The sequence below is a fragment of the Rothia sp. HMSC065C03 genome (assembly GCF_001837295.1).
In the GTDB taxonomy this organism is placed as follows: Bacteria; Actinomycetota; Actinomycetes; order Actinomycetales; family Micrococcaceae; genus Rothia.
In genome coordinates this window covers 218,156-244,305 of the sequence record NZ_KV831988.1, presented here as the reverse complement: position 1 = coordinate 244,305, position 26,150 = coordinate 218,156, and the positions used below count along the sequence as shown (strand labels likewise).

At 59.4% G+C, this 26,150-nt stretch carries 23 protein-coding genes; 6 read left to right on the top strand and 17 right to left on the bottom strand.

Annotated elements, in window-relative coordinates:
- Positions 1–280: 280 nt before the first annotated feature.
- The 3 genes from HMPREF2605_RS04380 to HMPREF2605_RS04370 form a co-directional block, all read right to left on the bottom strand.
- Positions 281–1,093 carry an NUDIX hydrolase gene (locus HMPREF2605_RS04380; protein WP_070686869.1) on the bottom strand — a complete coding sequence of 271 codons (813 nt, stop codon included), beginning with the start codon at positions 1,091–1,093 and terminating at the stop codon, positions 281–283.
- 246 nt (positions 1,094–1,339) lie between these two features.
- Complete coding sequence (locus HMPREF2605_RS04375) at positions 1,340–1,660, bottom strand: putative quinol monooxygenase (protein ID WP_005508062.1); 321 nt, start codon at positions 1,658–1,660, stop codon at positions 1,340–1,342.
- Between the two features lie 137 nt (positions 1,661–1,797).
- On the bottom strand, positions 1,798–2,376 hold the full coding sequence (locus tag HMPREF2605_RS04370; protein WP_070634630.1) for a TetR/AcrR family transcriptional regulator: 579 nt from the start codon (positions 2,374–2,376) through the stop codon (positions 1,798–1,800).
- 209 nt (positions 2,377–2,585) lie between these two features.
- Between HMPREF2605_RS04370 and HMPREF2605_RS04365 the strand changes: the two genes are divergently transcribed.
- Positions 2,586–4,151 carry an MFS transporter gene (locus HMPREF2605_RS04365; protein WP_070847106.1) on the top strand — a complete coding sequence of 522 codons (1,566 nt, stop codon included), beginning with the start codon at positions 2,586–2,588 and terminating at the stop codon, positions 4,149–4,151.
- 193 nt (positions 4,152–4,344) lie between these two features.
- Entirely contained in the window at positions 4,345–5,709 is a 1,365-nt protein-coding gene (locus HMPREF2605_RS04360) for an NADH dehydrogenase (protein WP_049363766.1), read from the top strand.
- A gap of 505 nt (positions 5,710–6,214) precedes the next feature.
- Here HMPREF2605_RS04360 and HMPREF2605_RS04355 read toward each other — a convergent pair.
- From HMPREF2605_RS04355 to HMPREF2605_RS04330, 6 genes are all read right to left on the bottom strand, one after another.
- Complete coding sequence (locus tag HMPREF2605_RS04355) at positions 6,215–7,285, bottom strand: alcohol dehydrogenase catalytic domain-containing protein (protein WP_070847104.1); 1,071 nt, start codon at positions 7,283–7,285, stop codon at positions 6,215–6,217.
- A gap of 296 nt (positions 7,286–7,581) precedes the next feature.
- The gene (locus HMPREF2605_RS04350) at positions 7,582–8,436 is read right to left on the bottom strand and encodes an anchored repeat-type ABC transporter permease subunit (RefSeq protein WP_012904337.1); all 855 of its coding nucleotides are present in this window, start codon (positions 8,434–8,436) and stop codon (positions 7,582–7,584) included.
- Positions 8,433–9,329, bottom strand: a complete 897-nt coding sequence (locus tag HMPREF2605_RS04345) for an anchored repeat-type ABC transporter ATP-binding subunit (RefSeq protein WP_070847102.1) — start codon at positions 9,327–9,329, stop codon at positions 8,433–8,435. Before HMPREF2605_RS04345 ends, HMPREF2605_RS04350 begins: the two co-directional genes overlap by 4 nt.
- A complete protein-coding gene (locus tag HMPREF2605_RS04340) occupies positions 9,326–10,393 on the bottom strand; it encodes a TIGR03773 family transporter-associated surface protein (protein ID WP_070677723.1) in 1,068 nt (355 codons plus the stop codon). The genes HMPREF2605_RS04345 and HMPREF2605_RS04340 overlap by 4 nt, the downstream gene beginning before the upstream one ends.
- 93 nt (positions 10,394–10,486) lie before the next feature.
- The gene (locus tag HMPREF2605_RS04335) at positions 10,487–12,232 is read right to left on the bottom strand and encodes an anchored repeat ABC transporter, substrate-binding protein (RefSeq protein WP_070665787.1); all 1,746 of its coding nucleotides are present in this window, start codon (positions 12,230–12,232) and stop codon (positions 10,487–10,489) included.
- Positions 12,219–14,561 carry a TIGR03773 family transporter-associated surface protein gene (locus HMPREF2605_RS04330; protein WP_070847100.1) on the bottom strand — a complete coding sequence of 781 codons (2,343 nt, stop codon included), beginning with the start codon at positions 14,559–14,561 and terminating at the stop codon, positions 12,219–12,221. Before HMPREF2605_RS04330 ends, HMPREF2605_RS04335 begins: the two co-directional genes overlap by 14 nt.
- Before the next feature lie 274 nt (positions 14,562–14,835).
- Here HMPREF2605_RS04330 and HMPREF2605_RS04325 point away from each other — a divergent pair, with 274 nt between their 5' ends.
- On the top strand, positions 14,836–17,850 hold the full coding sequence (locus HMPREF2605_RS04325) for a choice-of-anchor M domain-containing protein (RefSeq protein WP_070847098.1): 3,015 nt from the start codon (positions 14,836–14,838) through the stop codon (positions 17,848–17,850).
- 96 nt (positions 17,851–17,946) lie between these two features.
- On the opposite strand, the gene HMPREF2605_RS04320 is transcribed toward HMPREF2605_RS04325, so the two are convergent.
- The 8 genes from HMPREF2605_RS04320 to HMPREF2605_RS04285 form a co-directional block, all read right to left on the bottom strand.
- Positions 17,947–18,327: a hypothetical protein gene (locus HMPREF2605_RS04320; RefSeq protein ID WP_141762274.1), complete on the bottom strand. Its 381-nt coding sequence runs from the start codon at positions 18,325–18,327 to the stop codon at positions 17,947–17,949.
- Between the two features lie 24 nt (positions 18,328–18,351).
- Positions 18,352–19,158: a hypothetical protein gene (locus tag HMPREF2605_RS04315; RefSeq protein WP_246828163.1), complete on the bottom strand. Its 807-nt coding sequence runs from the start codon at positions 19,156–19,158 to the stop codon at positions 18,352–18,354.
- Complete coding sequence (locus HMPREF2605_RS04310) at positions 19,083–19,772, bottom strand: hypothetical protein (RefSeq protein WP_070847094.1); 690 nt, start codon at positions 19,770–19,772, stop codon at positions 19,083–19,085. The genes HMPREF2605_RS04315 and HMPREF2605_RS04310 overlap by 76 nt, the downstream gene beginning before the upstream one ends.
- Positions 19,773–19,861: 89 nt before the next feature.
- A complete protein-coding gene (locus HMPREF2605_RS04305; protein WP_070847092.1) occupies positions 19,862–20,521 on the bottom strand; it encodes a hypothetical protein in 660 nt (219 codons plus the stop codon).
- A 214-nt stretch (positions 20,522–20,735) separates the two neighbouring features.
- A complete protein-coding gene (locus HMPREF2605_RS04300; RefSeq protein ID WP_044150876.1) occupies positions 20,736–21,206 on the bottom strand; it encodes a DUF4190 domain-containing protein in 471 nt (156 codons plus the stop codon).
- Positions 21,207–21,518: 312 nt separating this feature from the next.
- The gene (locus HMPREF2605_RS04295) at positions 21,519–22,178 is read right to left on the bottom strand and encodes a hypothetical protein (protein WP_070847133.1); all 660 of its coding nucleotides are present in this window, start codon (positions 22,176–22,178) and stop codon (positions 21,519–21,521) included.
- Between the two features lie 147 nt (positions 22,179–22,325).
- On the bottom strand, positions 22,326–23,228 hold the full coding sequence (locus HMPREF2605_RS04290) for a hypothetical protein (RefSeq protein WP_070847090.1): 903 nt from the start codon (positions 23,226–23,228) through the stop codon (positions 22,326–22,328).
- Between the two features lie 27 nt (positions 23,229–23,255).
- A complete protein-coding gene (locus tag HMPREF2605_RS04285) occupies positions 23,256–23,786 on the bottom strand; it encodes a hypothetical protein (RefSeq protein ID WP_070847088.1) in 531 nt (176 codons plus the stop codon).
- 372 nt (positions 23,787–24,158) lie between these two features.
- Between HMPREF2605_RS04285 and HMPREF2605_RS04280 the strand changes: the two genes are divergently transcribed.
- From HMPREF2605_RS04280 to HMPREF2605_RS04270, 3 genes are all read left to right on the top strand, one after another.
- On the top strand, positions 24,159–24,818 hold the full coding sequence (locus HMPREF2605_RS04280) for a hypothetical protein (RefSeq protein WP_083324845.1): 660 nt from the start codon (positions 24,159–24,161) through the stop codon (positions 24,816–24,818).
- 237 nt (positions 24,819–25,055) lie between these two features.
- Positions 25,056–25,295, top strand: coding sequence for a hypothetical protein (locus HMPREF2605_RS04275; RefSeq protein ID WP_049354346.1), 240 nt, complete (start codon positions 25,056–25,058; stop codon positions 25,293–25,295).
- Positions 25,296–25,423: 128 nt separating this feature from the next.
- Positions 25,424–26,140 carry a DUF6318 family protein gene (locus HMPREF2605_RS04270; protein ID WP_070847086.1) on the top strand — a complete coding sequence of 239 codons (717 nt, stop codon included), beginning with the start codon at positions 25,424–25,426 and terminating at the stop codon, positions 26,138–26,140.
- Positions 26,141–26,150 lie beyond the last annotated feature (10 nt).

Below are 26,150 nucleotides of genomic sequence, written 5' to 3'. Positions count from 1 at the left end.
CCTCCTAGATTCCGAAGGGCACCCCGGTCGTGCCTTGGGTGGCTTCGGTCAATCGATATGTTCAGTCCCTTAGGCTACCCCCCCACGGTGGGGTAGCGCGGATAGAGAGCTGATGGCTCAAGCATAGAAACTGTGTGGGTGCTGAGTCAAACACCCTCCCGAAAAACCGCCTGACAAGTGCCGATACCCCCTAGAGAACGCAAAAAGAGGGGCGACACCGCACGGTGCCGCCCCTCCTTTTAGGCATTAAATCTGCGCGCGTACAACGCGCGAAAGGCTATTACGCCTCGTGGCGCTCGCGGTACATGCCCAGCGGGCCCGCATCCGCGTACGCCTGAGCGTCGTTGTAACGGTACAGGCGCGGCGGGCGGTGACGGGTGCCCTCCACGCGGCGGCCGGTGTCAATAATCGACTTCGATGCCGCAATCTGGCGGCGGAAGTTCGCCGGATCCAGGGTGCGACCCAGAATCGCCTCGTACACCTCACGCAGCTGCGCCAGGGTGAACTCCTCGCCCAAGAAAGAGTGCGCAATACGCGAGTACTCGACCTTGTTCTGCAGGCGGTAGAGCGCGTACTCAATGATTTCGTTGTGGTCGAAGGCGAGCTCGGGCAGCTCATCCACCGGGAACCAGCGGATGTTCTCGTGCACGCGAGTGTTCGCGACCTCGGTGGCGGGAATCGACGCCCAGTACACCACGGAAACCACGCGCTCGTGATCAGTGCCGGGTGCCGGGTCGGGCTCGCCCACAACGCGGGCGGCGCGCGCCTCGGGGGTGCGCAGAACGTCACCGAATGCGTAGAGCTGCTCCAGGTAGCCGGGCTGCAGGTTAGTTGCGCGCTTCAGGGTCGAAGCGGCTGCCTCTTCGAGGGAAAGATTCGGGTTGAGCGGACCGCCAGGAAGCGCCCACTGGCCCTTATAAGGCTCGCGGAGGCGGCGAACCAGCGGCAGCCACAGGGGAGGGTGGGTTTCGTTTTCCTTGGGGCGCAGTGCCAGAATAACGGTCGAGACGGCGAGGGATACAGAGGTGTGGTCCACGTCGTTGTGCTCTTCAACGGCGACTGCGCCGGGAAGAGGCTGGGATGCGATGCTCATTCAGACCTCCTGTGCGAATGGGTATCGATAGGTGTGCATACTCTACCCATTTTAAGGGGTTAATAGGGTAAAAATGCACGCAAGGCACCCGCTGAGTCGAAAACCGGTACCATCCGCGTCGTGTCAAGGGGAAAAGTTCAGGTACCGGACACACCAAAGCGCCCCTCCTGCCTGTCCAATAGAACAGGCAGAAGGGGCGCCCAGAGTCTAACTATGCAATTCTAGGGTGCATGTCGGGGGTGCGGACTAGTCAATCTGCAGCTCGCCCATAGCGTCCCAGCCGTCGCCGTCAACTAGGCGAGAAACAATCTTCGGGGTTGCGGTCAGCATGGGGCGCATGTCCTTCAGAGCCTGCTGGAAGTGGTCAGAGTTCACGTGCGGGCCAGCTGCGTCGTCGTTGAAAGCCTCGAGCAGAACGAACTCGTTCGGGTCCTCGATGCTGCGGGACCACTCGAAGAACTTGTTGCCTTCCTCGGCGCGGGTTGCCTCGGTGAAAGCGCGGGTCTTCTCAATCCACTGGTCAGCGTATTCGGGCTTGACGGGGAACTTTACAGCAATGAAAATCATCGGAACTCCTTAGGTTGAAGAGTAGATACGTACCCTTCCAGTTTAAGCCCCGGGTGCTCGCCGGCGCTGAAGAATAGGGTTTGAGGTAGCGGTTTTAGCTTGTGGCTTTAACCGCTGTGTTGAGTGGCTTTTGTGGTTTAACGAGCCGCCGCCTTGAGAACCTGCAGGGCGCGTTCGAGTGCCGCACGGTCTGCCGTGATGGCGGCTGCCCTCTGCGGGTTGGCGGAGTCGCTTCCGAACGCCGCGTTGTAGTACATGCCGTCACCCAGAAGCAACACGGCGCGGGCAATCTGCTCATCACCCAGCTCAGCGAGGACGAGCGCATGCCAGCCATTCTGTACGCGGCTCATGGTCTGCTGGGCGAGCTCATTATTGTTCTGTGCCAGGCGGCTGAGGGCAATGAGGGCACGGTCGAAGGGGGTGTTATCCGGCGTGGAGGAATTGATGTAGTAGGCGCTTGCCCCCTCGGGTGCCTGCTCCATTGCCGCGAAGTCCTCTTCAGCCAGGGTGAGGATGCGTTCTGCGAGCGCCTCAAGGAGCGCCTTCTTGGATGAGAAGTGGTAGAGTAGCCCGCCCTTGGATACCTTGGCGGCGGTGGCGACGGCGTCGAGGGTTGCGGCGCGTTCTCCCGAGCGAATCAGCAGGTCGACGTAGGTGTCGAGGATGTGCTCGCTAGAGTTGTTGGCTCGTTGTTTGCGGTGGTTGGGGGTGCTCATGGATACCAGTCTAACCGCTTGAAACTATACCGTGCAGTTGGTATAGTTAATTTTCGTTTGTGGACCCACCCGGACACCTAAAACCCCCGGACAAGCCCCAAAACCTCACTAAAAGACTTACTAAAAGACCTAGTCCAAAAGACAGACCGAGCTGATGCCGCCGCGTCCGCCGCATCAGCCGATACCTTATAGACGCACGAAAACAACCCATGACGAATCACAACCCGCAGACCACGTCTCTGCCCATCCATGCCCCCGAGCAGAAGGCTAAGCGCTGGACCGCGCTCGCCGTCATCATGCTGCCGGTGCTCCTGGTCTCCATTGACAACACCGTGCTGGCCTTTGCCGTGCCTGCTATTGCTGAGGCGCTGCGCCCCTCCGCCGCTGAACAGCTGTGGATTGTTGACTCCTACTCTCTGGTTCTGGCCGCCCTGCTCGTGCCCATGGGTGCTATCGGCGACCGCATTGGTCGCCGCAAGCTGCTGCTCATCGGCTCGACCGGCTTCGCGGCCATCTCCGCGCTGGCGGCCTTTGCGCCCTCCGCGCTGGTGCTCGTGATAGCCCGCGCCCTGCTCGGTATTTTTGGTGCCATGCTCATGCCGGCAACCCTGTCGATTATCCGTAACGTCTTTGTGGATGCGAATGAGCGCCGCATCGCCATCGCCGTGTGGGCAACCGGCTTCTCCGCCGGTGCCGCGCTGGGTCCGATCGTGGGTGGCTTCCTGCTCGAGCACTTCTACTGGGGCTCCGTCTTCCTCATGGCACTGCCGATCCTGGTTCCCTTCCTGATCCTTGCCCCCATGACGGTGCCCGAATCGAAGGACCCGAACCCCAGCCCGGTCGACCCGCTGAGCATCCTGCTGATTATGGTCGGCATGACCGGCATTACCTACGGTCTGACCCACACCTCCGAGAATGGCTTTGACGCGGTGGCTATCAGCACCATCCTCGGCGGTCTGGTCTTCATTGTTCTGTTCGTGCTACGCCAGCTCAACCGCGAGAAGAACGATATTCAGCCCATGCTGGATGTGCGCCTCTTCCGCAACACCGTGTTCACCGGCGCGATTACCGCAAACCTCATCTCCATGATGGTGTACGTTGGCTTCATCTACTTCGCCTCCCAGCACCTGCAGTTGGTCTCCGGCCTGCCGCCCATGTACGCCGGTATGCTGCTGATTCCCGGTACCCTGGCGGCCATTATCGCCGGTCTGGTGATTGCGCGCGTGGCAGTGTACTTCCACCCGGCGCAGGTGGTGTCTTTCGGTCTGGCGCTCAACGCTGCCGCGTTCGCGGTGCTCGCCTTCCTGGGTGCGCACAACGACTTGGTGATTATCCTGATCTCCATTGTGCTCGGTACCGGCATCGGTATTGCGCAGACCATTTCGAACGACCTGATGCTCTCCAGCGTGCCGCCGCGTAAGGCTGGTGCGGCATCCGCGATTTCTGAGACCTCCTACGAGATGGGTGCGGTGCTCGGCACCGTCATTATCGGTGGCATGCTCACCGCCATCTACCGCGCGAACGTCGTCATGCCCGCCGGTCTGGATGAGACTCTCGCCGATAACGCCCATGAAACCCTCGGCGGTGCCGTGGCGGTCGCAAGCCACGTGGGTGGCGAGCAGGCAAACCAGCTGCTCTCCTCCGCATTCGCTGCCTTCGACTCCGGCGTGGTGGTTAGCTCCGCGTTCAGCGCCGTGCTCATGGGTGTTATGGCTGTTATCAGTTACCTCATGATCCGCAAGGCTCCTCGCGAAATGAAGCCTGCTGAACACTAATACAGCGCACTAAACCTCATAGATAAGCCCCGCCTGCCGTTGCTCTTAAGCATCGGGAGGCGGGGCTATTTTTACGCACCCACCTGCGCATTTAAAGGTTCAGCACAGGTGCCGGTGGTACGGTAAAACAGCGGGCATCAGCCCCGACCGCAGAGGAACCAGCGGCTCCACACAATCAAGGAAGAACGCCACCATGGGACTCAAAGACTGGATAGCACCCTTTATTACGCTACTCATTGGTGCTAGCACCATCTTCATCTCCTACAAGAACTACCAGGCGCAGGCGGCGGCAAAACCCTCCGAACTGGCGCGACTGGAACTGTGGAGCAAGCTCCTCACCGAAGCCGGCTTGGACCTCAACGCCCTACCCGACCCCGAAAAGCTCACCTCCGACCAGCGCGTCGTCCTCGAAAACTACCGGGTCTTCCTCAAGCGTGCGTCCCTCGAATCGAAGCTGCGTAAAGTTGGCATCGACAGCAACCGTATCTTCAGCCTGCTCATGAAGCGTGCGCACTCTTCCGTGAAGCCCACACCCATCCCCATTGGCGACTCGATTAGCTACTACCGCCTGATTCTACGTGCCCTGCTGTACATTTGGGTTCCGCTGGCCGTGATTTTCATCGGCGTGCCCATCATCGTGGTCACCATCGCCTACCTGATTGGCCTGTTCACGAACCACCGCGGCAATCTGTCTGACTTTGCACTCTCCCCGCTCGCCGTGGTGCTCCTGATTGTTGGTGCGGTCGCCGTCGGTGCCCTCGTGTACCTGCAGAACCGCATTATCTCCGCCATTATCGCGAACAATGTGTACTTTTACTTCTGGGATATTTACGGCTCCAAGAAGGGCGCTCGCGACTCCAAGGACGCCTACAGCGAGCGCCTGGCGGCTAAAACCTACGCCGACCAGCTGTTCCTCGGTCAGCAGGAGTTCGCTCACCAGTTCCGCGAGAACATGTACATGGCGGGTATTCAGGAGATTGATGAGTACCCGCGCGTGCTCAGCGACAGCGTGATGCTGCCGCGCAACTACCGGGTTGCGGAAACCACCGAGGGTGAGGACCGTATCGACCGCTTCGTGAACTGGGTGCGCTCCAAGATTGGTTTTGAGCGCCTGGAACCGCGCATCATCTACAGGCTCGAACATAAGGACGCGCACAAGGATGCGAAGAAGGAATCCGCGCACGGTGAGCCGGTAGCTACTGAGCAGGGTGTTTCTGAGCAGCCTGTAGAGACTCTGGCTCAGGATAAGCAGGAGGATGCGCAGAAGGCTCCGGAGGCGCCCGCCTCTGCGGAGTCCGCCTCGGATGAGCCCATCGTCGCGGAGGTGTCCGTCGAGGCTCCTGCCGAGGTACCTGCCGAGAATCTGGCTGAAGTACCCGTTGAGGATGCGCCCACCGAACCCGTCATCGGAGGCGCCACCGACTCTTCTGCCGCAGCTGGGGCAGACGACCCCACGGAGGCGTTCACCCGCATCCTGCACGATGCTGCCGGTCATGAGAACACCGGTGAAAAGAATGCCGCCGGAGAAAAACCCAGTACTGAGAAGCCTAAAAACTAAATAGCCCGCCCGAGGCACCGAAAACCGGGCATGAGAAAAGGGTCGCAGCCTACGAGTTCGCCATTGAACCGTAAGCGTGCGACCCTTTTCCTTTCCCTTCAAGGGCGAGCAGAATCGGAGGTACCACCCGACCAAGAAGAGCCAAATGATGCGCCCCTCCACCGGTAGAGGTTGCCTGGCAGAAGAACCCGCCGAAGCAGGTTGGCAGAGCGCCCGGCAGAGGGTGCATCACGCTTGAGGAACCGCCCCAGAGCCCACCGGAGAGGGGGCTGAGGGAACAGAAAACCCCGAGCTGGCGCATCTCTACATCTTCAGATTTCTTACATCATCAGAAAATAACTACATCTCGGGGTAGGGGAGGACGATTCGCGCTCCGGGTGGGACCTACCCACTCCCACCCGGAGGCGAATCCTAGGGATGTTCGCAGTGTCATGAATACATCCCACCGAAATCCCTCACAAACGTTCGGGGTTTCAGTATGAGCGGTATATGAGCCTACCGCAGTCTATGCCGCAACCTCCGGGTCGCGGGAGATAACAACCTTCACCACGTTGTGCTCAGCAGCGTGGGTGAACAGGTCGTAGGCTTCCTCGAACTGGTCGAACGTGAAGCGGTGGGTTGCCATCGCCTTAGCGTTCAGGCGGCCGGAGCGGACCATGTTCAGCAGGTTACCGACGGTGTTGCAGTTGACCAGACCCATGTTGATGCGAACGTTCGAAATCCACATGGTGTTCAGGGGCAGCTCAACGGGCTTGCCGTGCACGCCGGCGTTCGCGATGTTGCCATAGGGGCGAACAATCTTGGTGCAGGTCTCGAAGGTCTGCGGAACGCCCACAGCCTCAATTGCCACATCCACGCCCAGGCCGTCGGGGGAGAGAGCCTTAATCTTCTCGATGAAGTCCGGGTCGCCCGCGTTGACCTTATCGGTTGCACCCAGCTCCAGTGCCTTGTTCATGCGGTTCTCGTCGAAGTCGACGGTGATGACGCGGCCGGCACCGCAGAGGTTAGCGGTCATGATTGCGCCCAGACCCACGGGGCCTGCACCCACGACAGCGACGGTGTCGCCGGGCTTGGTGTTGCCGTTCAGAATACCGATCTCGAAGCCGGTGGGCAGTGCGTCGGTGAGGAAGAGGACGTCCTCATCGGTCAGACCCTCCGGAACCAGGTGGACCGAGGTCTCTGCGTAGGGAACACGCACGTACTCTGCCTGGGTGCCGTCAATCATGTAACCGAAAATCCAGCCGACACCACCAACGGTCTGGCAGTGCGAAGGCTGGTTCGCCTTACAGTAGGAGCACTTACCGCAGCTGGTCACGGCGGGAATGATGATGCGGTCGCCGACCTTCAGGTCAGTCACCGCGGAGCCAACCTCGGTAATGGTACCGACAGCCTCGTGGCCGAGGATGCGTCCGTGGTCCACCTCGGGGCAGTCACCCTTCAGGATGTGCAGGTCAGTACCGCAAATGGTGGTGGTGTCGACACGGGCGATAACGTCCGTGGGCTCAAGAATGGTGGGGTTCGGGACTTCCTCCCAGGCGCTTTTCTGGTCGGGGCCGTGATATACATATGCCTTCATGGTGACTCCTTCTTTGAAGCTCTAATGAGGGTGTAGTGACTGCTTTATCACTACATGTATCAACCCATAAGAAATATTTGATAGGTTGTATTTTCATTAAACCCGACGTGTTGAATTATGCGCTTTTATTACGCGGAGTGTATCTTTTGGTTCTTTAAACATGAACATGATTCACTTTGGGTATTTAAGACCTGTAAAAAACGCACGAGGCGCACCCCCCAAACAGGGATGCGCCTCGTGCGTTTACTCGTGCGTTTAATCGAGAAAAGTTGGATTGAGTCGAGGTTGAGCTGAGTTTAATTCTTCAGCTGGGCACGCGCTCGCGAACGAACCGCCGTCACCGCCCACACCAGCACAAAAGCCGCCACCATCGACAGCACAATCGTGCCACCAGTCGGCAGGTTAAACGCCCACGACAGGTACAAGCCAACAATCGAGCAGATACCGCCAAACACCGGCGAGAACACCATCATCGACCCCAGACGGCGGCACGCCAACCGGGCTGCCGACGCCGGAATCACCAGAAGCGCCAACACCAGCACATTACCGAGCGTCTGCAAACCCAGCACCACAGAAATGGTCACCAGAACGTACAGCACAATATCCAGGGCAAGCACCGGCAGGCCCATCGCGCGGGCACTCTCACGGTCCAGGCTGACCGTCACAATCTGGCGGTGGAACAGCCACAGCACCAGCAGAATAACGGCACCCATAATCGCGGCCTGGGTAATGTCCTCATTCGAAACACCCACAATCGAGCCGAACAAGAAATCCTGCACCGACCCCGAATAGCCCGGCGCCAACGAAATAATCACAATACCCAACGCAAAGGATGCCGCGAAGAAAATACCGATCACAGAATCCTCGCGTAGCCGCTGATTCTGGCTAAAAATAGCCACCAGAATAGCCGTCACCACGCCCGCAGTCAGACCGCCCATGACCAGGTTGCCGCCCAGCACGAACGCCACCGCAAGACCCGGGAACACCGAGTGCGCCACCGCATCGCCAATGAAGACCATGCCACGCATCAGCACGTGACAGCCCACCACGCCGGTAACCACCGACGCGAGCAGCACCGCCGCCAGGGCGCGCGGAAGAAACGCCAGAGACGGGTTGAACAGGTCGGCAAGAAAATCGATAGGAGTAATCAACGGGCACCCCCGGTAGAAGTAGTATGGGCGGGGGAGAGGGAAAGATCAGAAGCGCAGGAGTCGGGTAGCTCGTGGCCGTACTCATCCAGCGCACCACCGGCACAGGTGAAGCCCGTGCGGGCGTGACCCTGCGCCTCCTCAATATCGTGACCGTGCAACCACGTATGCAGCTGCTCCAGGCTAAAGGAGTCCGCCGGACCATCCAGGTGAATATTGCCGCGCACACCGCACAGACGCGAGCAGGACTCACGCGCCGCCAGCATGTCATGCGTAGACATCAGAATCGTGATGCCCTCGCCCGCCAACTCACGGTACAGGCGAGTCAGAGTGGTCTGAGTCGGCGCGTCCACGCCCGTAAACGGCTCATCCAGCAGCAGTAGGGAGGGGTTCGCCGCCAAAGCGCGCGCCAAAAGAACCCTCTGGCGCTGACCACCGGAAAGCTCCGCAATGGAAGCATCCTGCAGGTGCAGGACATCGGTGCGTTCCATCGCCGAAAAGACCTGCACCCAATCTTTCTTCGCCGGGCGGCGGAAGAACCCAATCTCACGCACGCGGCCGGTCATCACCGTATCCTTAACGGTCAGCGGAAAATCCCACTGGAACTGGTGTTTCTGCGGCACGTAACCGATGTGCGCACGCGCCGCGCGGGGCGACTCGCCCAACACGCGAACCTGCCCGGATGCGGGGCGAATCAGGCCCAAAATGGTGCGCAGCAGCGTGGTCTTACCGGCACCATTAGCACCAATCAGACCCGCAAACTCGCCGCGCTCCAGGGTCAGGGACAGATCCTTGAGGATGGAACGGCGCGCGTAGCCGGCGTACAGGTTTGAAATCTCTAGGACGGGCCCGGAGCTTACCGATGACTTAGTACCCGCTGTTACCGATGCGCTCACGAACGGTCACCGCGCACTTCATCCAGAGCCTCACGCTGAGCGGAGGCGCGGCGGCGACGGGAGGCGATGAACGCGCCCACGCCCACCACGACCACGATGCCAGCGACAATAGGACTCCAGGAAATCGTGAACTCAGCACGGAAACCGCTCTGGTCACTCGCTGCGGCGGCAGAAGAAGAACCGGACGCCTGAGTACCGGATGCCTGAGAAGCAGAAGAAGCCGAGTTCGAGGAACCGCGTGCCTGCGCCTCCATCGCGTACAGGGCATCAGCGCTCGCGGAGTCACCCACCGCAAACTTCAGGTAGCGGGTATCGGACACGGTCGAACCGTCAGAGAGCTCAGCGCTCGCGGTGACCTTCAGCAGGTACTCGCCGGGCGCGGTGAACACCCAGTTCGCGTGGGTGTGAGTGTTCTTCTCAACCCACAGCTTCTGCGGCTCACTCTTGGTCGAGGACCACAGCACCTGCGGCGCCGAGAAGTTGCCGTTCTCCAGGTACAGGCTGAACGTGCCGGGGCCACTCACCTGCTCCAGGGTCAGGTTCACGCCGCGGTTCAGCTTGGACACCAGCTGCGGATCCTGAGTGTTCCAACCCGGCCAAATCACGCCCTTAGTTTCGGTCTGCGGAATCACGTACACCTTAGAGCCGGCGGGCGCACCCACGAAGGAGTAGCGCGGGTCGTTCGGCACCTCAAGGATCGCCTGGTCGCTACCGCGGTAGATGACCTCGTCCAGGCTGCGCCAGACGGGGGTCTCGCCGTGGTCGTCGTGGAGCATGAGCTCAAACTTGCCGTTGTTGAAACGAGGACCCATATCCACGTGACCGGCAGAAATTTCGGTGCGACCGGATGCGACCGGCTGCTCCGCCGACAGGGTCTGGGTGAGGGCGCGATCGCCGCGGCTGAGGTTGCTGTCGCCCGGCTGAGCCGAGGCGCTCTCGGTGGTTGTCGGGGTGGTTTCCGCGTGTGCCATACCCAGGGGTGCGAGCATGAGGCTGGCGCCCAGAGCCAGGGCGGGCAGGGCGCGGCTACGTGAGGAGCGGGAGGGGGTGGTTGAGTTCATCATGAGGACTTCCTTGGATCATGACCGAAACGGTGTGTGAAAGATTATCTATATGCTGATACGACTATATAAGCTTGTGGGTAGCTTAAAACCGGGTTACGAGGTGCTTGCCTCCGAGCAGCTAGCACCCGAAGAATCGCCGCCAGAACTAGCCCCCGAGCACAGCGCAATCGTGTGAGCATTCGCCAACATCATCTGTGCGTAGTGAGGAGCCTGCGCATCCAGGGTGTCCGAATAGAGCACCCCGGTACGCACCTGAGCCTCCCGAGCCAGCTCCGTGAGAACCGGTGAACGCATCGCCGTGGACTTGTCCAGATAAATTGCTGGAACCTTCAAATCCTCGACCGTGCGACGCAGGCGCTGACGCTGCTGAATGCTCGGCTCGCCGCTGGCGCTGGCACTCACAAAACCGGCAATGTGCAACCCGTAGGTGCTCGCCAGGTAGCGGTAGCCGTCGTGCGTGGTGACCAGGTTGCGTGCCGACTCCGGCAGACCCCCGTACACCTGACGCAGCTGAGCGTCCAGGGCGTCAAGCTCCTTCATGACCTGCTCGGTGCGGGTCGCGTACTCGCTCGCACCCTCCGGGTCGGCGGAGATGAGCGCGTCACGAATGACCTGCACGCTCGCCTTCGCGTTCGGCACCGAATGCCAAATGTGCGGGTCGATTTCGCCGTGCACGTGCTTGCCCAGAACGGCCTGCGCCAACAGATACACCTGACCGCGATGCTCCGAAGCACCCGAACGCAGGAAACGGTAGCTGCCGCCGGCGGGCACCTCCTGCAGGGTGCGGGAGGGGACCGCGACCACGGTGCGGTTCAGTTCGTACTCTACGGCGCCCTGGGAGGAATCCGCGCGAAGCACGAGCCTGCCGTCGCCGGTGCGTGCCGTAATATCGGCGTGACCTGCGGAAAGAACCTTGATCTCGGCGGCAGAAACGTTCTGTTCTTTCGCCAGACGGTCCACCAGCTGTTGCGGGTCACGACCGACCGCGCAGTACAGGGTGCCGCGCGAAGAACGCACCGACTCCGGGGCCTTCACCGCGGTGGCGCTTAGCTCAATGGCGTACTCGCCGGCATCACTAAACGCCCACGACAGGTGCGTATGCGCCTGCAACGGAAGCTCCAGTGAACCCATATCGCCGGTGCGGATCGCGGTGTCCCCCTCACGGGTGAGGTTCACGCCGCGCGCATGCGAATCGCACAGCATCTCCACCGCGCCGAAGGTCTGCGTAATGAACGCCGCCAACTGCGCATTCGACGAATCGGTAGAGGTGCGCGCCCGCACGCTCTGCACCTCAAAGCGCATTCCTGCATCCGAAGAGTCGGCGGGGGCGGATTCGTTCTGCCCGCCCTCTTCAACACGCAAACCCAGCCAGATGGAGTCCAGGGAGGCATCCTCAACAATGGCTTCCAGCTTGCCGCCGTACTGCTCAATCTTCTCCGCAACCGCCACGGACACAACGCCTGCGGGCAGGTTCGCCTCAACCATTTTGCTGAGCTTACGCTGCTCCAGCAGCAGACCGTTCGTCAGGGCGCAGCGGGCGTAGGCGACATCGCGGATATCGCGCAGGCTCGGCTCATACGAGTGCGGGTCAGCACCGGCGGGCACCAGGGAGTGCACGCTGGCGCGCTCTCCTGCAATCTGCTGCGCTAAGTCCGCCAGGATCGGGGTCGTGGCGACCACGCGCATCCGGTCGGAGGAGGCGTTCACGGTGCTGGCGCATCCGCTCAGTGCGAAGGCACCAGCCCCCACCCCCGCACCCACCGCAATACGGGAGGCGAGGGTGAGGGCGGTACGCCGACTATAGGTGTGCGCGTCGGTATGCCCGCTATGCGGTGTCACCGCTGCGGCCCTTTCGGCGTGCCGAACGCAGAATCATGGCACCGAGTGCCAGCGCCAGAATGGAGGTGCTGACCATGAACGGGTCGATGACCACACCGGTGTTCGGCAGCTTGCCTGCCGCGGCTGCCTTCTGGGCGTTGGCGAGTTCCTGGCTGGTCAGGGCGCAATCCTCACCGGAGGCGGTCTTGCCGACGATGCGCACCTTGGATCCATCGGGCTTGGTGACGATGCCGGTGGCTTCGTCGACGGTGCCGTTGACGGGGTTCTTTGCGGTGCTCTTCTCGCTGCCGTTGTTGGCGCCGTTAGCGTTGTTAGCGTTGCCGCCGTCCTGCTTGGTTTCTGCCCCACCCTGTGCGTTGTTGCTTGCCGGGGCGTTATCGGGGTTGCCGACGGTGAAGTGCAGAACCGATTCGCTGCTGACCTGCTGGCCGTTCTTCAGGCGTGCAGTCCAGCCGATAGTCACGGTGTAGCGTCCCTCAGCGGTGAACACCCAGTTGCTGTGCTGGTGGGTGTTTGCGGGCACCTGGAAGGAGCCGCCGCTCCGCGAATCGAAGACCTGCTGACCGGCGGAACCGAAGTTACCGGAGAGGAAGGTGGACATCGTGCCGGGGCCCTCAAAACCGTTGAGGCTCATGGTGACGGGGCCGTCGAGCTGCTTGAGCAGTTCGGGGTCCTGGGTGCTCCAGCCGAGCCAGGGCACGCCCTGCTGCTGGGTTGCACCAATCATGTGCACGGGGGTGCCCGCCGGGGCGATGTTCTCCATGCCTGCGGGCAGGTTGATCTTCGCGGCGTCATTGAGCACGAACTCGAGGGTGCCGGGGGAGACGTGGCGGGCGGGGCTGGTGCGGTCGTCCTTCACGCTGCTGGTGAGGTTGCCGCCGTTGAGGATCGGGCCTACGTCGAAGTGGCCGTGGGTGACTTCTTCACGGCCGCTGTGCTCGGCGGTGTTGACCACGGCGAGGGTGGGGATGCTGGTCGGTGCCTGGGCTGCCTGGTTGCTCTGCTTGTTGTCCTTTTGAGCGTCCTTGGAGTCCTTGGCATCTTCGGCGGGAACCTCGGTGGCGATGCACTGCTGGTTCAGGCTGCCGGGCAGACCGGAGGATAGCACGCCGCTACCGGTAATGCCGCCTCCGTTGCTGGGGGCGCTGATGTTCTGGGCGTTGGAGCCCTTCACACTGGATCCCTTCGCGCTGGTGGCGTTGCCGTCCTTGTTTTCACCCTTGTCAGAGCCGTTATTGGTGTTGTCGGTGCCGCTGATAGCGGTTACACCGGATCCACCCTGGGATGCCTGCTCACCATTCGCTGCCGCCTTCGCACCGTTCGGGTCGGTCACCTGCGCGGCGTTCTGACCGTTCACGGATCCATCCACGCGGCGAATACCGGTGGATGCGCTCGCCTCAGCAGAAGCGCTCGCCTCAGCACTTGCGGAGGTAGATGCGCTGGGGCTGCTGGTGGCGCTCTCGGTGGCGGTGGAGGTTGCCTCGGGGGTAGTGGTTGCCTCGCTCGTGGCTTCCTTGGTCGCTTCCTTTGCGGCGTTCTGTGCGTTCAGGAGCTTGAAGCCGTCCTCAGCGTTAGTGCCCACGGCGATGGTGTAGGTCGCCTCGGAGCTGACCGGGGTGCCGTCGGCAAGGGTTGCGGTGGCGCGGAACGTCAGCTGGTAGATGCCTGCGCGGGTGAATGCCCAGCTGAGGTGCTCGTGACCGCCAGAGGTGATGGTGTGCGGTGCGAGCTTGTCGTTGGTGCTGAAGACGCGCGGGTTGTCGCGACCGGATTCGGTGAAGACTTCGGCGCGGCCGCCTTCGGGTACGCTGCTGCGCACGAGTTCAAGGTTGATGGTGTTGTCCTTGAGCGCGCCGGGGCGGATTCCTTCCGCGCCGAGGCCGGGGTAGAGCAGGCCGCGGGTGCGGGTGGAGGGAATGTAGAAGATGTCGGTGCCTTCGGGGGCAATGTAGTCGTAGCCTGCTACGACGTTGGTGTGTGCATCCTCGACGTCGGGCAGGTGGAAGACGGTGCGGGCGGGGTTGAATCGTCCCTGCTGGCCGGGGCCGGTGTCTGCGAGGGTGGCGAGGGTGAACTGGTTGCCGTCGAGGAATGCGTTGAGCATTTCGGTGTGTACGCCCGCGATGACGTAGTCGCCTTCGTAGTTGACGTAACCGCGCGACTCGGTGCCTGCCTGGGTGCCGGTCTGGTTTTCCTGCGCCTGGTTTTCCTGCGCCTGTGCGGCGGTGAAGGTGCCGACCTGGGGGAGGGCGAGGGGTGCCCCGAGTGCGAGGGTGCATCCGAGGGTGGTTGCGCTGAGTAGGCTCAGAGGTTTGGTGCGTCCTTGCATGGTGGCTCCTTGGATGACTGCTCGTTGGCTGGCGCGTTGCCCGTTGCTTTCGGGGCTTGCCCGGTGCTGGGCCCGGCGGCCTGTTGCCGGTTTCTCCCCTGCGTCCGGGGTGCGCTCTGCCGTGTTTTTCTCTTTGTGGATGTACGTGGTGTGCGTTTTTGGGCGCGCCTCGGCGCACACGTGTTTCTGAGAATCACTATACTCACTTAGGTTCTAAATGACAATTATTTGCAAAAGAGCTACCCTAGGAAATAGAAAAATGAGAAAGGTTGTCATGAACTCTCAGAAGCAGACCCAACGACGGGTCACCACACACACCCCCGCACTCTTCATCCCCGGCGGCAAGCCCGCCCTCCGCCGCGCAGCCGCATTCCTCTCCGCCGCAGCGCTGCTCGCGCTTGCCGGCGCTGCCCCCTCCCTGCCCGCTGCAGCAGGCCCCGACGACGGCAAAATCGTCACCACCAAGGGCCACGTTGACGCCCCCAAGGCATACTGGGACGAGCAGAACGGCACCTTCGTCCTCATGAACGAGGCGAACCCCTACAAGACCGGCGCAGACACCTACGAACTGGACAAGACCGTCAACTGGGTCGGCAAGGGCTACAGCACCAGGGACGGCAAGTCGCAGTACACCATGACCCTGGGCGACTCGCCCTCCCTGGCGTTCCTCGGCGAACCCGGCCAGACCCTCTACATGGCACCGCACCTGACCTACGGCAACCAGGACCCCATCTGGGCTGGCCTGGGCGCATCCACGAAGGTCCCCACTGAGCGTTTCCGTGATGGTGTGTTCGCCACTGACATTCTCTCCGTTGAGGGTCCCGGCCGCATGGAGCTCTTCCGCTACAACCCGGATGATGCCCCCGCTGACGTGTACCGCATGCTCTCCAGCAGCTCGAACGGTTGGCACTCCTGGCTGCTCGATAAGGGTAGCCACACGCACAACACCACGACCTTCACCCGCCCCGGCCGCTACGTGGTCACCTACCGCACCGTGGCGCGCTCCACCGACGGCCGCATCATCAGCTCCAAGCCGTCGAAGCTGGTCTGGCAGGTGGGCGGCATGCAGCCTGTGCTCGGTGACGGTACCCCCACCGCCGTGCCCACGGTCGACCGCTACAATGCGGCACCCGTCGGTGACCTGGACGCCGCAAAGTACGTGCTGTCCGTAGCACCGCACCGCCTGGACGCCGACCCGGCTAAGAACAAGGACGCTGACGACAAGCTCAGCGACATCACCTTCACCGCCGCGAATAAGAACCTCAAGGGCACCCTGACCCTGTACAACAACGGCTACTTCCTGACTGACCTGCCGGTCGTGAACGGTACCGCCACCTGGTCTGAAATGCTCGGTAGCGAGGGCTCCCAGCTGCAGGCGGTCTTCACCCCGGACACCTCCGACGAGAACAGCGCGGAGGCGTCCCGCTGGATCTCGCACAAGCTCACTTACGAGCCCGGTAAGGCTGAGAGCGTGTACAGCGACGACGGTAACGGCTCCTGGCCCGAAGAGATCCCGGATCAGGCGAACACCGTGCTCAGCACCGAGCAGTACACGCCGACCAGCATGGACTACGACGTGACCGTCACCCCGAACGGTAACGGCTTCAGCACCGTTGAGGTCCGCTTCAAGGACCCGAAGGTGCGCGGCTTCATGCGCGGCGGCTTCTACGCCCAGGATGACCCGGTGTACCCGTACCTCGACCTGGAAGGCTCCGTTGAGGATGGCGTGGCGCGCTTTACCTTCCGTGACGAGTCGTTCTACAAGGGCACGGCTCTGCGCGTGAAGATGCTGACCCACCCGGATATGAACGCTTCCGCCTCCACCACTGAGGTTGCGGCGAACTACGAGCCGGGCACCAAGTACACCGCGCACGGTGCGCTGGCTCCCGATAGCGCACCCATTAGCGATGCGCCGAAGCCTGCTCCGGTGGATCCGTCGCCGAGTGCTGAGCCCACCGTCGAGCCGACTGAAGCTCCTAGCGCTGAGCCGAGCGAGGCTCCTTCCGAGGCTCCTTCCGCTGAGCCCAGCACCGTTCCGTCGGTGTCCCCCAGCGAGGTTCCGACCGTGCCTGCGGTGCCGACCGCCTCCGCAGAACCGAGCGTACCTGCTCCGGCGCCCTCCACTCCGGCACCGTCTAGCCCCGCGCCCGCGAACCCGACCCCGAGCGCACCTGCTCCGACTAGCCCGGCACCGTCTGCGCAGCCGTCCACTCCCGGAACCCCCGGTAACCAGTGCGTGCCCGGCCAGATTGACGGCCGCACCAAGATCTCGCACGGCCACCTGGACATTCAGGCAACCCTGAAGGACCGCCAGCTGTCCGTGGGTCTGCGCGACGACAGCGGCATCATTGACGCCGATTCGACCGTGCGCCCGCTTGATTCGGTCGTGTGGACGGTCAGCGAGAACGCTCGCCGTGTGCGCACCGAACGTATGGCTGATGAGAAGCTGAACTTCATGGGCCCGGTCGGCACCGCCTTCTACGGCCTGCCGCAGACCCAGCAGAGCGGCCTGCCCTGGCCCGGCTACAACACGCAGGACATCGACTACTCGCAGCTGCGCGGCCCGGTGCGCCTGCACGTGGTTCCGAAGGTCATGCCTGAGGGTGCGCGCTTCGGCATGTTCACCGAGTCGCTGAACGGTGCGGATGTGCTGCTGGATTCGACGACCGGCAAGACCACGATCGACATTGATTACGCGACGCACGCGCACGCGAACTGGGTGTTCTCTGAGCCCGGCCAGTACATGTTTGACGTGCACTATTCTGCGACCCTGGCTGATGGTACTGAGGTGAACAGCCCGGTGCAGCAGCTTGCGGTTGCTGTGGGTAAGGACGCGTCGGATGCGTGCTCGTTTGAGACTGCCGTGCCGAAGGACCCGAACGCGGCTAAGGACGACTTTAGTGGTGTGCGCCGTGTGGATTCGGCAACCCCGGGCGGTACCGCTGGTGCTAACCAGCCCGGCTCCGCGCAGTCTGGTGCCGCGCAGTCTGGTCAGTCCGGTCAGTCTGGTGCTTCTGGTGCCGCTGGTGGCGTGAACGCTCAGGGCTCCTCTGACGGTTCGGCTGATGGTTCTGCTGGCGGCGTGTACCCGGGCGGTGTCTCCGGCGGTGGTACCGGTGGCGGCTCCCTGGGTCAGTCTGGTGTGTCTGCTGCGTCGGGTGGCGTGAGCTCCCAGCAGGGCGGCCTGGCGCGTACTGGTTTCGGTGCGGTGTCTGTGGCTGTGGGTGGCGCACTGGTGCTTGGTGCCGGCACTGTGATGGTGCTGCGTTCTCGCCGCCGCGCTTCGTAGCACTCGCCGCGTGAGGACACGCTGATACGATGAAGCCCCCGCGGCTGAGAGGATGACTCTCGGCTGCGGGGGCTTTGTTTTTAATTTATGAGGTTGTTATTCTTTGATTTCTTCAAAGCGGGTCGTCACAAAATCTCGATCTTTCTTAGGTGAACGATTGGACACATGGAACAGGTACTTTTTTCTAGGTTGCGCGGTTTTAACATATTCGGAAATCTTCCATCCTTCAGGGGGCTCAAACATCGTGAGTGTGCCGCACTCCTCCGTCTCAAAGACACCCTTCAAACCAATGTCAGTCATGCCACCAAGGTCCGTTCCGCGACGCTCTTGCGTGTACGCCGTAGTCACGGTGCAGGTGGCGGTGAAACCGTCACTGTCATCACGCAGATTTATAGGAATAATAAAAAAGATATATCCAACGCACATCGTCAGAAAAAGCATTGTTATTCTTTCCGACAATTTTCGATTAGATTCCATTGATTTCCTCATTTCTTGATCGATTTACATGTCGACGTCGGCAAGGTCGGTGACATTCTCGCGACTCCTGAAATAAGGAATGGTCATATAGCCATTGTCCAGCTTATCTACCTGAGCTACATCAGCGGGATTATTCATGTCAGGCCAACGTTCTTGCTCAATCCTGAACCGTACAATCGCCATGAGCCGGTAATTCTTGTGCGTCATGGGACCAAAAGCAGCAATCAGCTCACCTGATCGGGTGTAAAACCCCACCGTATCCTGGTCTTCAACATTCAGCGTTTCGTAATACACGATGCTGTCTATCGCATTAATGGGATAGCGGGTCGGGTTGGCTGACCAGACGCGCTGCTCAATACCCTCGGGAGAGAGGTTCACGTAAGCGACAAAAACATAGCGGGCATAAAGATAGCAGAAAAATACAAAAATAATATTTAATGTATTCAGCCAGATATTCACATTTTCACTTTGAATATTCGCTATAAAAGCAAGACAAGGGAACATTGGAATGAACAGGCAGAGTAGTGTCTCGGCGCGAGTTACTCGCTTAATGTAAATTCCCTGCGCTTCTTTTTTCTTATCTTGGTGTCGATTAATCTCATACCTAATAATGATGTAGACAACAGAGATAAATGACAGCACGAAAATAATTCCGGAAAAAATAATCAGGAAAATACGCATGGTGGGTTCTCGTTTCGTGTGGTTGGTGAATAGGGTTTGGTGTTTGGGTCTATCGTATCGGCTGCCCTGCGGTGTTACATCTTGATATCCGCTAGGCCGGTGATTTTGTTGCGTCTTCTGTACAGCTTCCTGAACAGGGGTCGGGTCCACTCGAGGCTATCCCACGTATCAACATACGCCAGATCCTGCGGGTCCCGCATATCGGGCCAGCGGTCGAACCCGAGCCTGAACCGTACGATTGCCAGCAGCCGGTGGTTCCTTCCAACGGGGTCAAGCTTGGCGATTTGCTTACCTTTCTTGGTATAGAAGGTGGCACTGTCGGTTTCTTCCCCATCCCAATCCTCCGCCTCCGCCGTACCTTGGAAGTAGAAAACCTGGTCGATAGCCCTAATCGGGTAGGGGGTCACGGTAGCGAACGGTGAGAGCTTCTGCTCCACAGTGTCGGGCGTGATTTTCGTGTACACCAGGTGAACGTGCAGAAGGTGGTAGAGGAAGACCAGCAGCAGGATGAACATCAGGAGGTTGAAGAGGATACCGACCTCTGCCTGCGTGTAGAGGTAGAACGCGAAGAAACCTGCCGGGAGTGTGGGCGTGAGAAGGCTTATGAATGCTTCACGGCGAGGCACGCGTGTAATGTAGATGCCTTCGTCGCGGAGCTCCATGTCCTGGCGCAGGTGCCTATCATGCAGGACAACGACAATGATGGCGCCGATGATTGATGCGAGGGTGCAGGTGCCCCAGAGTAGAAGGAAAAAGGTGTGCATGATGCGTGCTCCTCTTTCGCGGTGTTGGTGGTGTTCGCACCGGTTGTGGCTCTTTGGATGTAGGGGGTAGTCGGCGCTTATCGAGCGGGTTACATGTCGACGTCAGCAAGACCCGAAATCTCTTGATTATTCATGAAATACGGAATGACTTCATAACGGTTATCCAGCTGGTTCACCTTATCCACGTCAGCCGGATTATCTAGCTCAGGCCAGCGGCCATACTTAATCCTGAACCGGGTCATAAGCAAGAGATAGTACTCATCATAATTCGGGTTCAACGGGTTAATACGTGCACGCGACTTAGTGAGAAACCACATCCGGCTTGGGGTATCTTCATCCTTGGACTCGCTATAAACAACGCTATCAATCGCGCCGATGGGGCAGATCCTCGACCCGCGAACGGGGGTGTGCATATTAATACCCTCAGAAGAAATCTTCATGTACGTGGCGTTGACGTGCCACAGGTAGAACAAGAGGAAAGCAGTCATGAAGATGTAAATACCCTCTGCATAGGGGTTAGTCTCGGGGCCATTGAGCGACAAAAAATAGCGGATAATCGGGAAGCCCGGGATAAAGACAATAACGTACACCAGTAGCGCTCGCAGACGACTAATGTAGATGCCTTCACGCTTCTTCTTCTCGTCGCGGCGTCGATTGATGATGTAAGCGGCAAGGGTGAGAATCGTGAAAATAGTTGTGATGATGGAGCATACGCCCCAAAAGGTAATAGCAGATTCTTGAGACATCATTTTAGCTATTCGCTCCTTCGGTCGGGTTGGAGTCGGTGGTGGTAGTGGAGTGCGCATCAAGGATGCGCTGCAGATGCTCCGAGGCATACTTGCCGCCAGATGCTGAAGCACCCACGGAGGATACGGTTGAGGGGCGCCCGCAGGTGCGGCGACTGCCGCGTGAACGAACGCCCCTCCATCAGCGACGGCTAATCATGGAACCAAATAAACCGGTTTACTTATCCATCTCGTAGACCCAGCCGCCAGCGTTGCAGTAACGCTTACCATCCTTCTCAATGATGTAGTAGCCGGGCTCGTGGTTCTCGCACTTCTGGATAACTTCGCGAGCCTCTCGGTTAGACTTCTCAAGGTTCGCCGCACGAATCTGGAAGAAAGCAAACGTAGCAATATACGCCACCAGAACCAGCACGAGAGCAGCAATCGCCATGCCCTTACCCTTACCGGTGCCATTCTTGACCATAACCAGAGCGATCACAGCGAAAATAATGGTCGGGATGGTCAGGAACGAGCCGATCACAAAGATGCCGGTCAGGGCGGAGATAATGCCCAGGACTAGTGCGGTTACTGCCGCCCACTTCTTTTTCGGTGCCTCGACGGGTGCGCCGTATGCGGGCTGTACGGCGGGTGCCTGCTGGGTGAATTGCGGCTGCTGCGGTGCAGCCGGCTGCGGAGTGTTCTCAGACATGAAAGTCCTCATTTCGTATGTGGTTGGTGAATATCCGGAAGTGCACCACCTGCAGGTGGCGTACCTTTCCCAAGGATACTCTATGTGCTTGAAAGCTCTGACAAGTTGAATTGTCGAGTACTTTGATGGTCTATGGGTTAGGTGGCTAAAAAGTTAACTCGGTGCAAGGCTCGGGTGAAGACTGGGCGACCATTCACCGGCGGGTGGGATTGGACCCGTATCCGCCCGAGTTTCTTGGCTGACCCTGGTGTACGCAGAAAGCCTCTGGGCTGAGAGGTAATCTCTCAGCCCAGAGGCTTTCTCTATACGGTGCTACATATCAACGTCGGCGAGGCCGGTGACTTTCTCTTTTCCCCTGAAGTACGGGACTGTATCAGGGCCACTATCTAGAGCATCCACCCGAGCAATATCACTCGGATTATCCATATCAGGCCAACGCTCGTTCTCAATCCTGAACCGCACAATCGCCATGAGGCGGTAATTCTTGTGAATAATCGGGCAGAAAGCGGCAATGAGTTTTCCGGATTTACTGTAGAAAGACACAAGGTCCTGGTCGTCTGTAGAGGTTGCCTCGTAGTATTCAATGCCGTCAATAGCGTTGAAGGGATAGACGGTCGTGCGTGCTGACCACATACGCTGCTCGACGCCTTCAGGGGAAATCTTCACATAGGCAATGTGTACGTACCAGGCATACATCATGAGCCCGATTGACCCAAGTAATGCAATCGATTCATAGAAGATACCCGCAGAACCCTCGTCAACAAGATGAAGGTAAAGAAAAAGGCACGGGAATCCAGGGGTAAATATTGTTAGAAGAGCCTCTGCCTGATTGACTCGTCGGATGTACGCGCCTTGGCGGCGGCGCGCTACATCCTTCCAGCGCTGAATCTCATAGTTGGTAATGATGTAGAGTGTCCCGGTTACCGAGATGAAGGCCATAATGCCCCAGATAATAATCAGGAAAATGCGCATGACGGGTTCTCGTTTCGTGTGGTTGGTGAATATCCGGAAGCGCACCACCCGCAGGCGGCGTACCTTCCCCCAAGGATACCCCGGAGCGAATCATCCTAGACCGTGCGCTTGGCGCACAAGGCTCCTCAACCCGCGGGGCTCCACGGTTTAGCTTGCTGCAGGTTCAGCCTCCGGGTCCTCCTCATCTTCCTTCTCGGGGATAGCAACACCCACGGTCACGTACCTCTTCACCAGCAGGTACGAGGCGATCACCGGCACCACATACACCAGCGACAACCCGCTACCGGACTGCACAACATCAACGGCAAGACGGACCGCCGCCAAACATCCACCCAAACCCACCAGGGCTACGCAGAAGCCACGCAACACGCCATACCCGGCAGTGCCCTCCTCAAAGGTCGACGCCCACAGCTTGAACAGGGTGCGGCGCACAAAAATCAGGAAGACCGGCACCAGGCACAGCACCACCGAAACACCCACAGGCTCATAACCGGCAGTAGCGAACGAAACCACCGGAATAACCAGGCAGAAGAGCACCATCAGGGCGCTCACACCCAGCACCACCGCGCGCACATACCGGTTGATGCGCTCCATACGGTGCAGGTTAGGGATCTCCTCGTTCGGCTGCGCGGCATTGTAGAAGAACAGCAGCAGAACTAGCGCGGACGCCGCCACATACCAGGGTGCGAAATTGATGCCGTCCACCTGCGGGGTGGAGGCAACCGGCGGGACACCCACCAGGGAGAGAGCAGCGAGCAGAACAATTGCGGCAACGCAGAACGTGCCCACCGTCAGCAGAAAGTAATGGTACGCGCCGCCGTTCTTTGCATCCTGCACACCGTGCTCACGCGTGCCGTCAATCATCACGACGGAAAACAGCATCGCGGAGATGGATAGGATGCTCCACGCGTACTCGCCCGTCATGACGGGGACAAGCAGGAGGAGCAGGGACGCAGAGAACAGAATCCACAGGAGTACTCGCTGCAGTGTGGGTGAGGACGCGATGGCCTCTCCAATAAAGTCGATAATAAATTCGCCGATAAAGCTCACGGTGGGATCCTTTCTGCGGGGGTGGGGTTACTCTTTGATCTCTTCAAAGCGGAGGACGCTGAAGTCGAATTCATCGTTACGGGTATCGAAGGACTTGTACGCCCTATATTTCTTGCCCGTCTCAAAGTTCTGGAGGTATTTGCGGATGGGGATACCGTCAGGGGATTTGCTTGATTTGATGATTCCGCACTCTTCCGTTTCGAATTCGCCGGAGGTCCAGTAGGGGTCCTCATGTTCAACGATTTCGACGGAGGTGACAGTGCAGATAGCGGATTCATTGCTCGGGTTGTAGCTGGTCATAAAATGTAAGGACGCAAGGAACCCTAGCATGACTGCCACGAATATGATGACGTCGCGTGCATCCCACGCAGCTTTTGCCTTTTTGCGAAGATACTCTTTGAAACCGACTTTATTCTTCTTTTTCTTGGTGTATCTCTTTTTGCGGGTCTTCTTTATGGCCCCAGTTTCGGTAATGTAATTTACCTCTGGGTAACTCTTTTTCTTTGGGGTGTTCCTTTTCTTTGAAACGTTCTTTTTCCTTGGGGAGTTCTTTTTCACTGCTCTTCACCTTCTTTCTGGGTTGTGGGCTGTTATTCTGCGCTAGGTTTCTAGGCTTTCGTTGCCTTGTGCGCTTCGCTGCTTACCTTGGTTGTGCTCATGGTATGTACGTCCTTGTGCGGTAGTGGTTGGTGAATCGTGCTCGCCCCGGTGAGATGGCGGGCACATCCTTAGCCTATCGCACGGTATCTGACCAGAAGGTTAACTCGACGCAATGCTCCGGTGAAGACTCGGCAACCACTCCGCGGATAACGCGAATCTGGGCTTAACCACCCGAGTTCCTCGGCTACCCTGAGAACAAACCCGCTGACTTCCGCACCGTTGCCGGAAGGCCGCCGGTCACCGATAAAACAGAAAGGGTAGTTGACCACCATGATGATGAACTACACCATGATTGCCCTCTGGGGCGTAGTAAATGTCCTACAGACGTACAAGATGTTCCGGTCCATCATTGTCTACGAAATCAACCGACGCCGAGACAAGAAGCTGTACGCCAAAAACATTTACATTACTCGAGGCGACCGCCTTGAAATGATTGCGATGGTCGTTGTGCTTCCTATGACCCCTGCTCTGATGTTTATATTGCATTTGCTGGGCGACGTAGGAATCCATTTTCTAGATGTCGGAGCTTTCCTCATCACGTGTGCTCTTCTGTACTACTTCAATGAAGTTACTGGTTCTTACACCAAAATTTCGCCGGAAGGAGTCGAAGAGGACGATGGGCACGGCAAGAAAACCTTCTACCCGCTCAACGCGATTGATAAGGTCACATACAGGGAGAGTTGCGATAGCGAAATTCCAGACTCCGTCTCCTTCGATACAAAATCGGGTGAGCGTATTGCGCGTTTTGGGCCCATCTATGGGGGCTACCCCCTCCTCGCAATGACCCGATTCAAGATGGAAAACGACCGCTGGCCAGATATGAACAACCCCGAAGAAGCCGCCCAAGTCAAGGCGTGGATGAACTGGAGCTCCACCATCCCGCACATCAAGGACAAGGAAATTTCGGGCCTCGCCGAAGTAGACATGTAGCCCGCGATTCAGCCCGTATTGAGTGCGTTCCCGGCGTGTTTCTCAACCAATATTTCCGCAATTTTTCTGCCGGAAAAACGTTGACTAGCCCGCATGGTCTAACCCTCAACTAGAAGGTGCACTCTGCACATAAAAACATTAACGTTGAGGCTTACAATAAAAAAGGTTTAACGCACAGTCGCACGCCGTGCACACGCCACGTCACTTCACAGAAACACCGACCCCGAAAGGCACATCATGGCCACCAAGAAGCCCGCACGCCTCACCCGCCGCGCAGCACTCGCCGCCGCAGGCGCAGGCGCAGCAACCGCCCTCGGCGCACTGCTCACCCCCGCACAGGCAACCACCTACCGCCCCACCGTGCGCCGCACCCCCTACAACCGCTACTACTCCGACCGTTACGGCCGCCGCACCCGCATCGTCATTAGCGACTACTACGGCAGCTCCTACAGCCACTACTACTATTACGGCGGCTAAAAATACCAAGCTCAATAAACATATACTGGAAGACGGCACTACACTCACGTAGCGCCGTCTTCCCGTTAGATGCCGCAGGCATCACCCGCACCACGGCGCGGAAAATGCACCACAGATAGAGAGAACCCATGAAGAACGTAACCCGCCGATCCGCCCTCGGCCTGCTCGCAGCAACCGGCGGCGCAACCCTCCTCGCAGCCTGCGGTGCTCAGCCCCAGGCAACCAGCGGCAACGCATCCGGTAGCGCATCTGCTTCCGCAACGGCGTCCAAGACCGCACGCACCGACTACTCCGGCGTTGCAACCCTCGACGGCTACACCTCCAAGCCTTCCGACTACCAGCCCGCAACCCGCACCGAGCCGTCCAAGAACGCCCCCGTGCCAACCAAGCCCGCCGTCGCCAACGAGAACAGCGTAGAAGGCCTGTACCAGTCCATCGCATTCTTCGGCGCAGCCATTGAATACTACATGCGTACCGGCAAGACCGAACCCCTGCGTGAATGCGCGGTTGACAACTCTGAGCTGAAGAACATGCTCGAACCCGAAGAAGGCACCCTGGGTGCTGGCCTGCAGCAGGGCAAGATTTGGATGCAGGACCCGTCCGTCACCATCACCATGCTTACCGCACAGCCCGAGCGTGATGGCGACGCCTACAACTGGAATATCCGCCTGACCATGGACAGCGGTGAGTTCATCGCAAGCAAGGACCGTGTGGAGAACGCTTCCTCCGATTCGGACCGTAAGAACGATGTGGAGCGCACCCTGCACGGTGTCTACGAGAACGGTGCGTGGAAGCTGACCGGTATGCGTACTTCTTCCTCTTCGTCCTCGGCTTCTGCTTCCTAAAAGCTTCAGC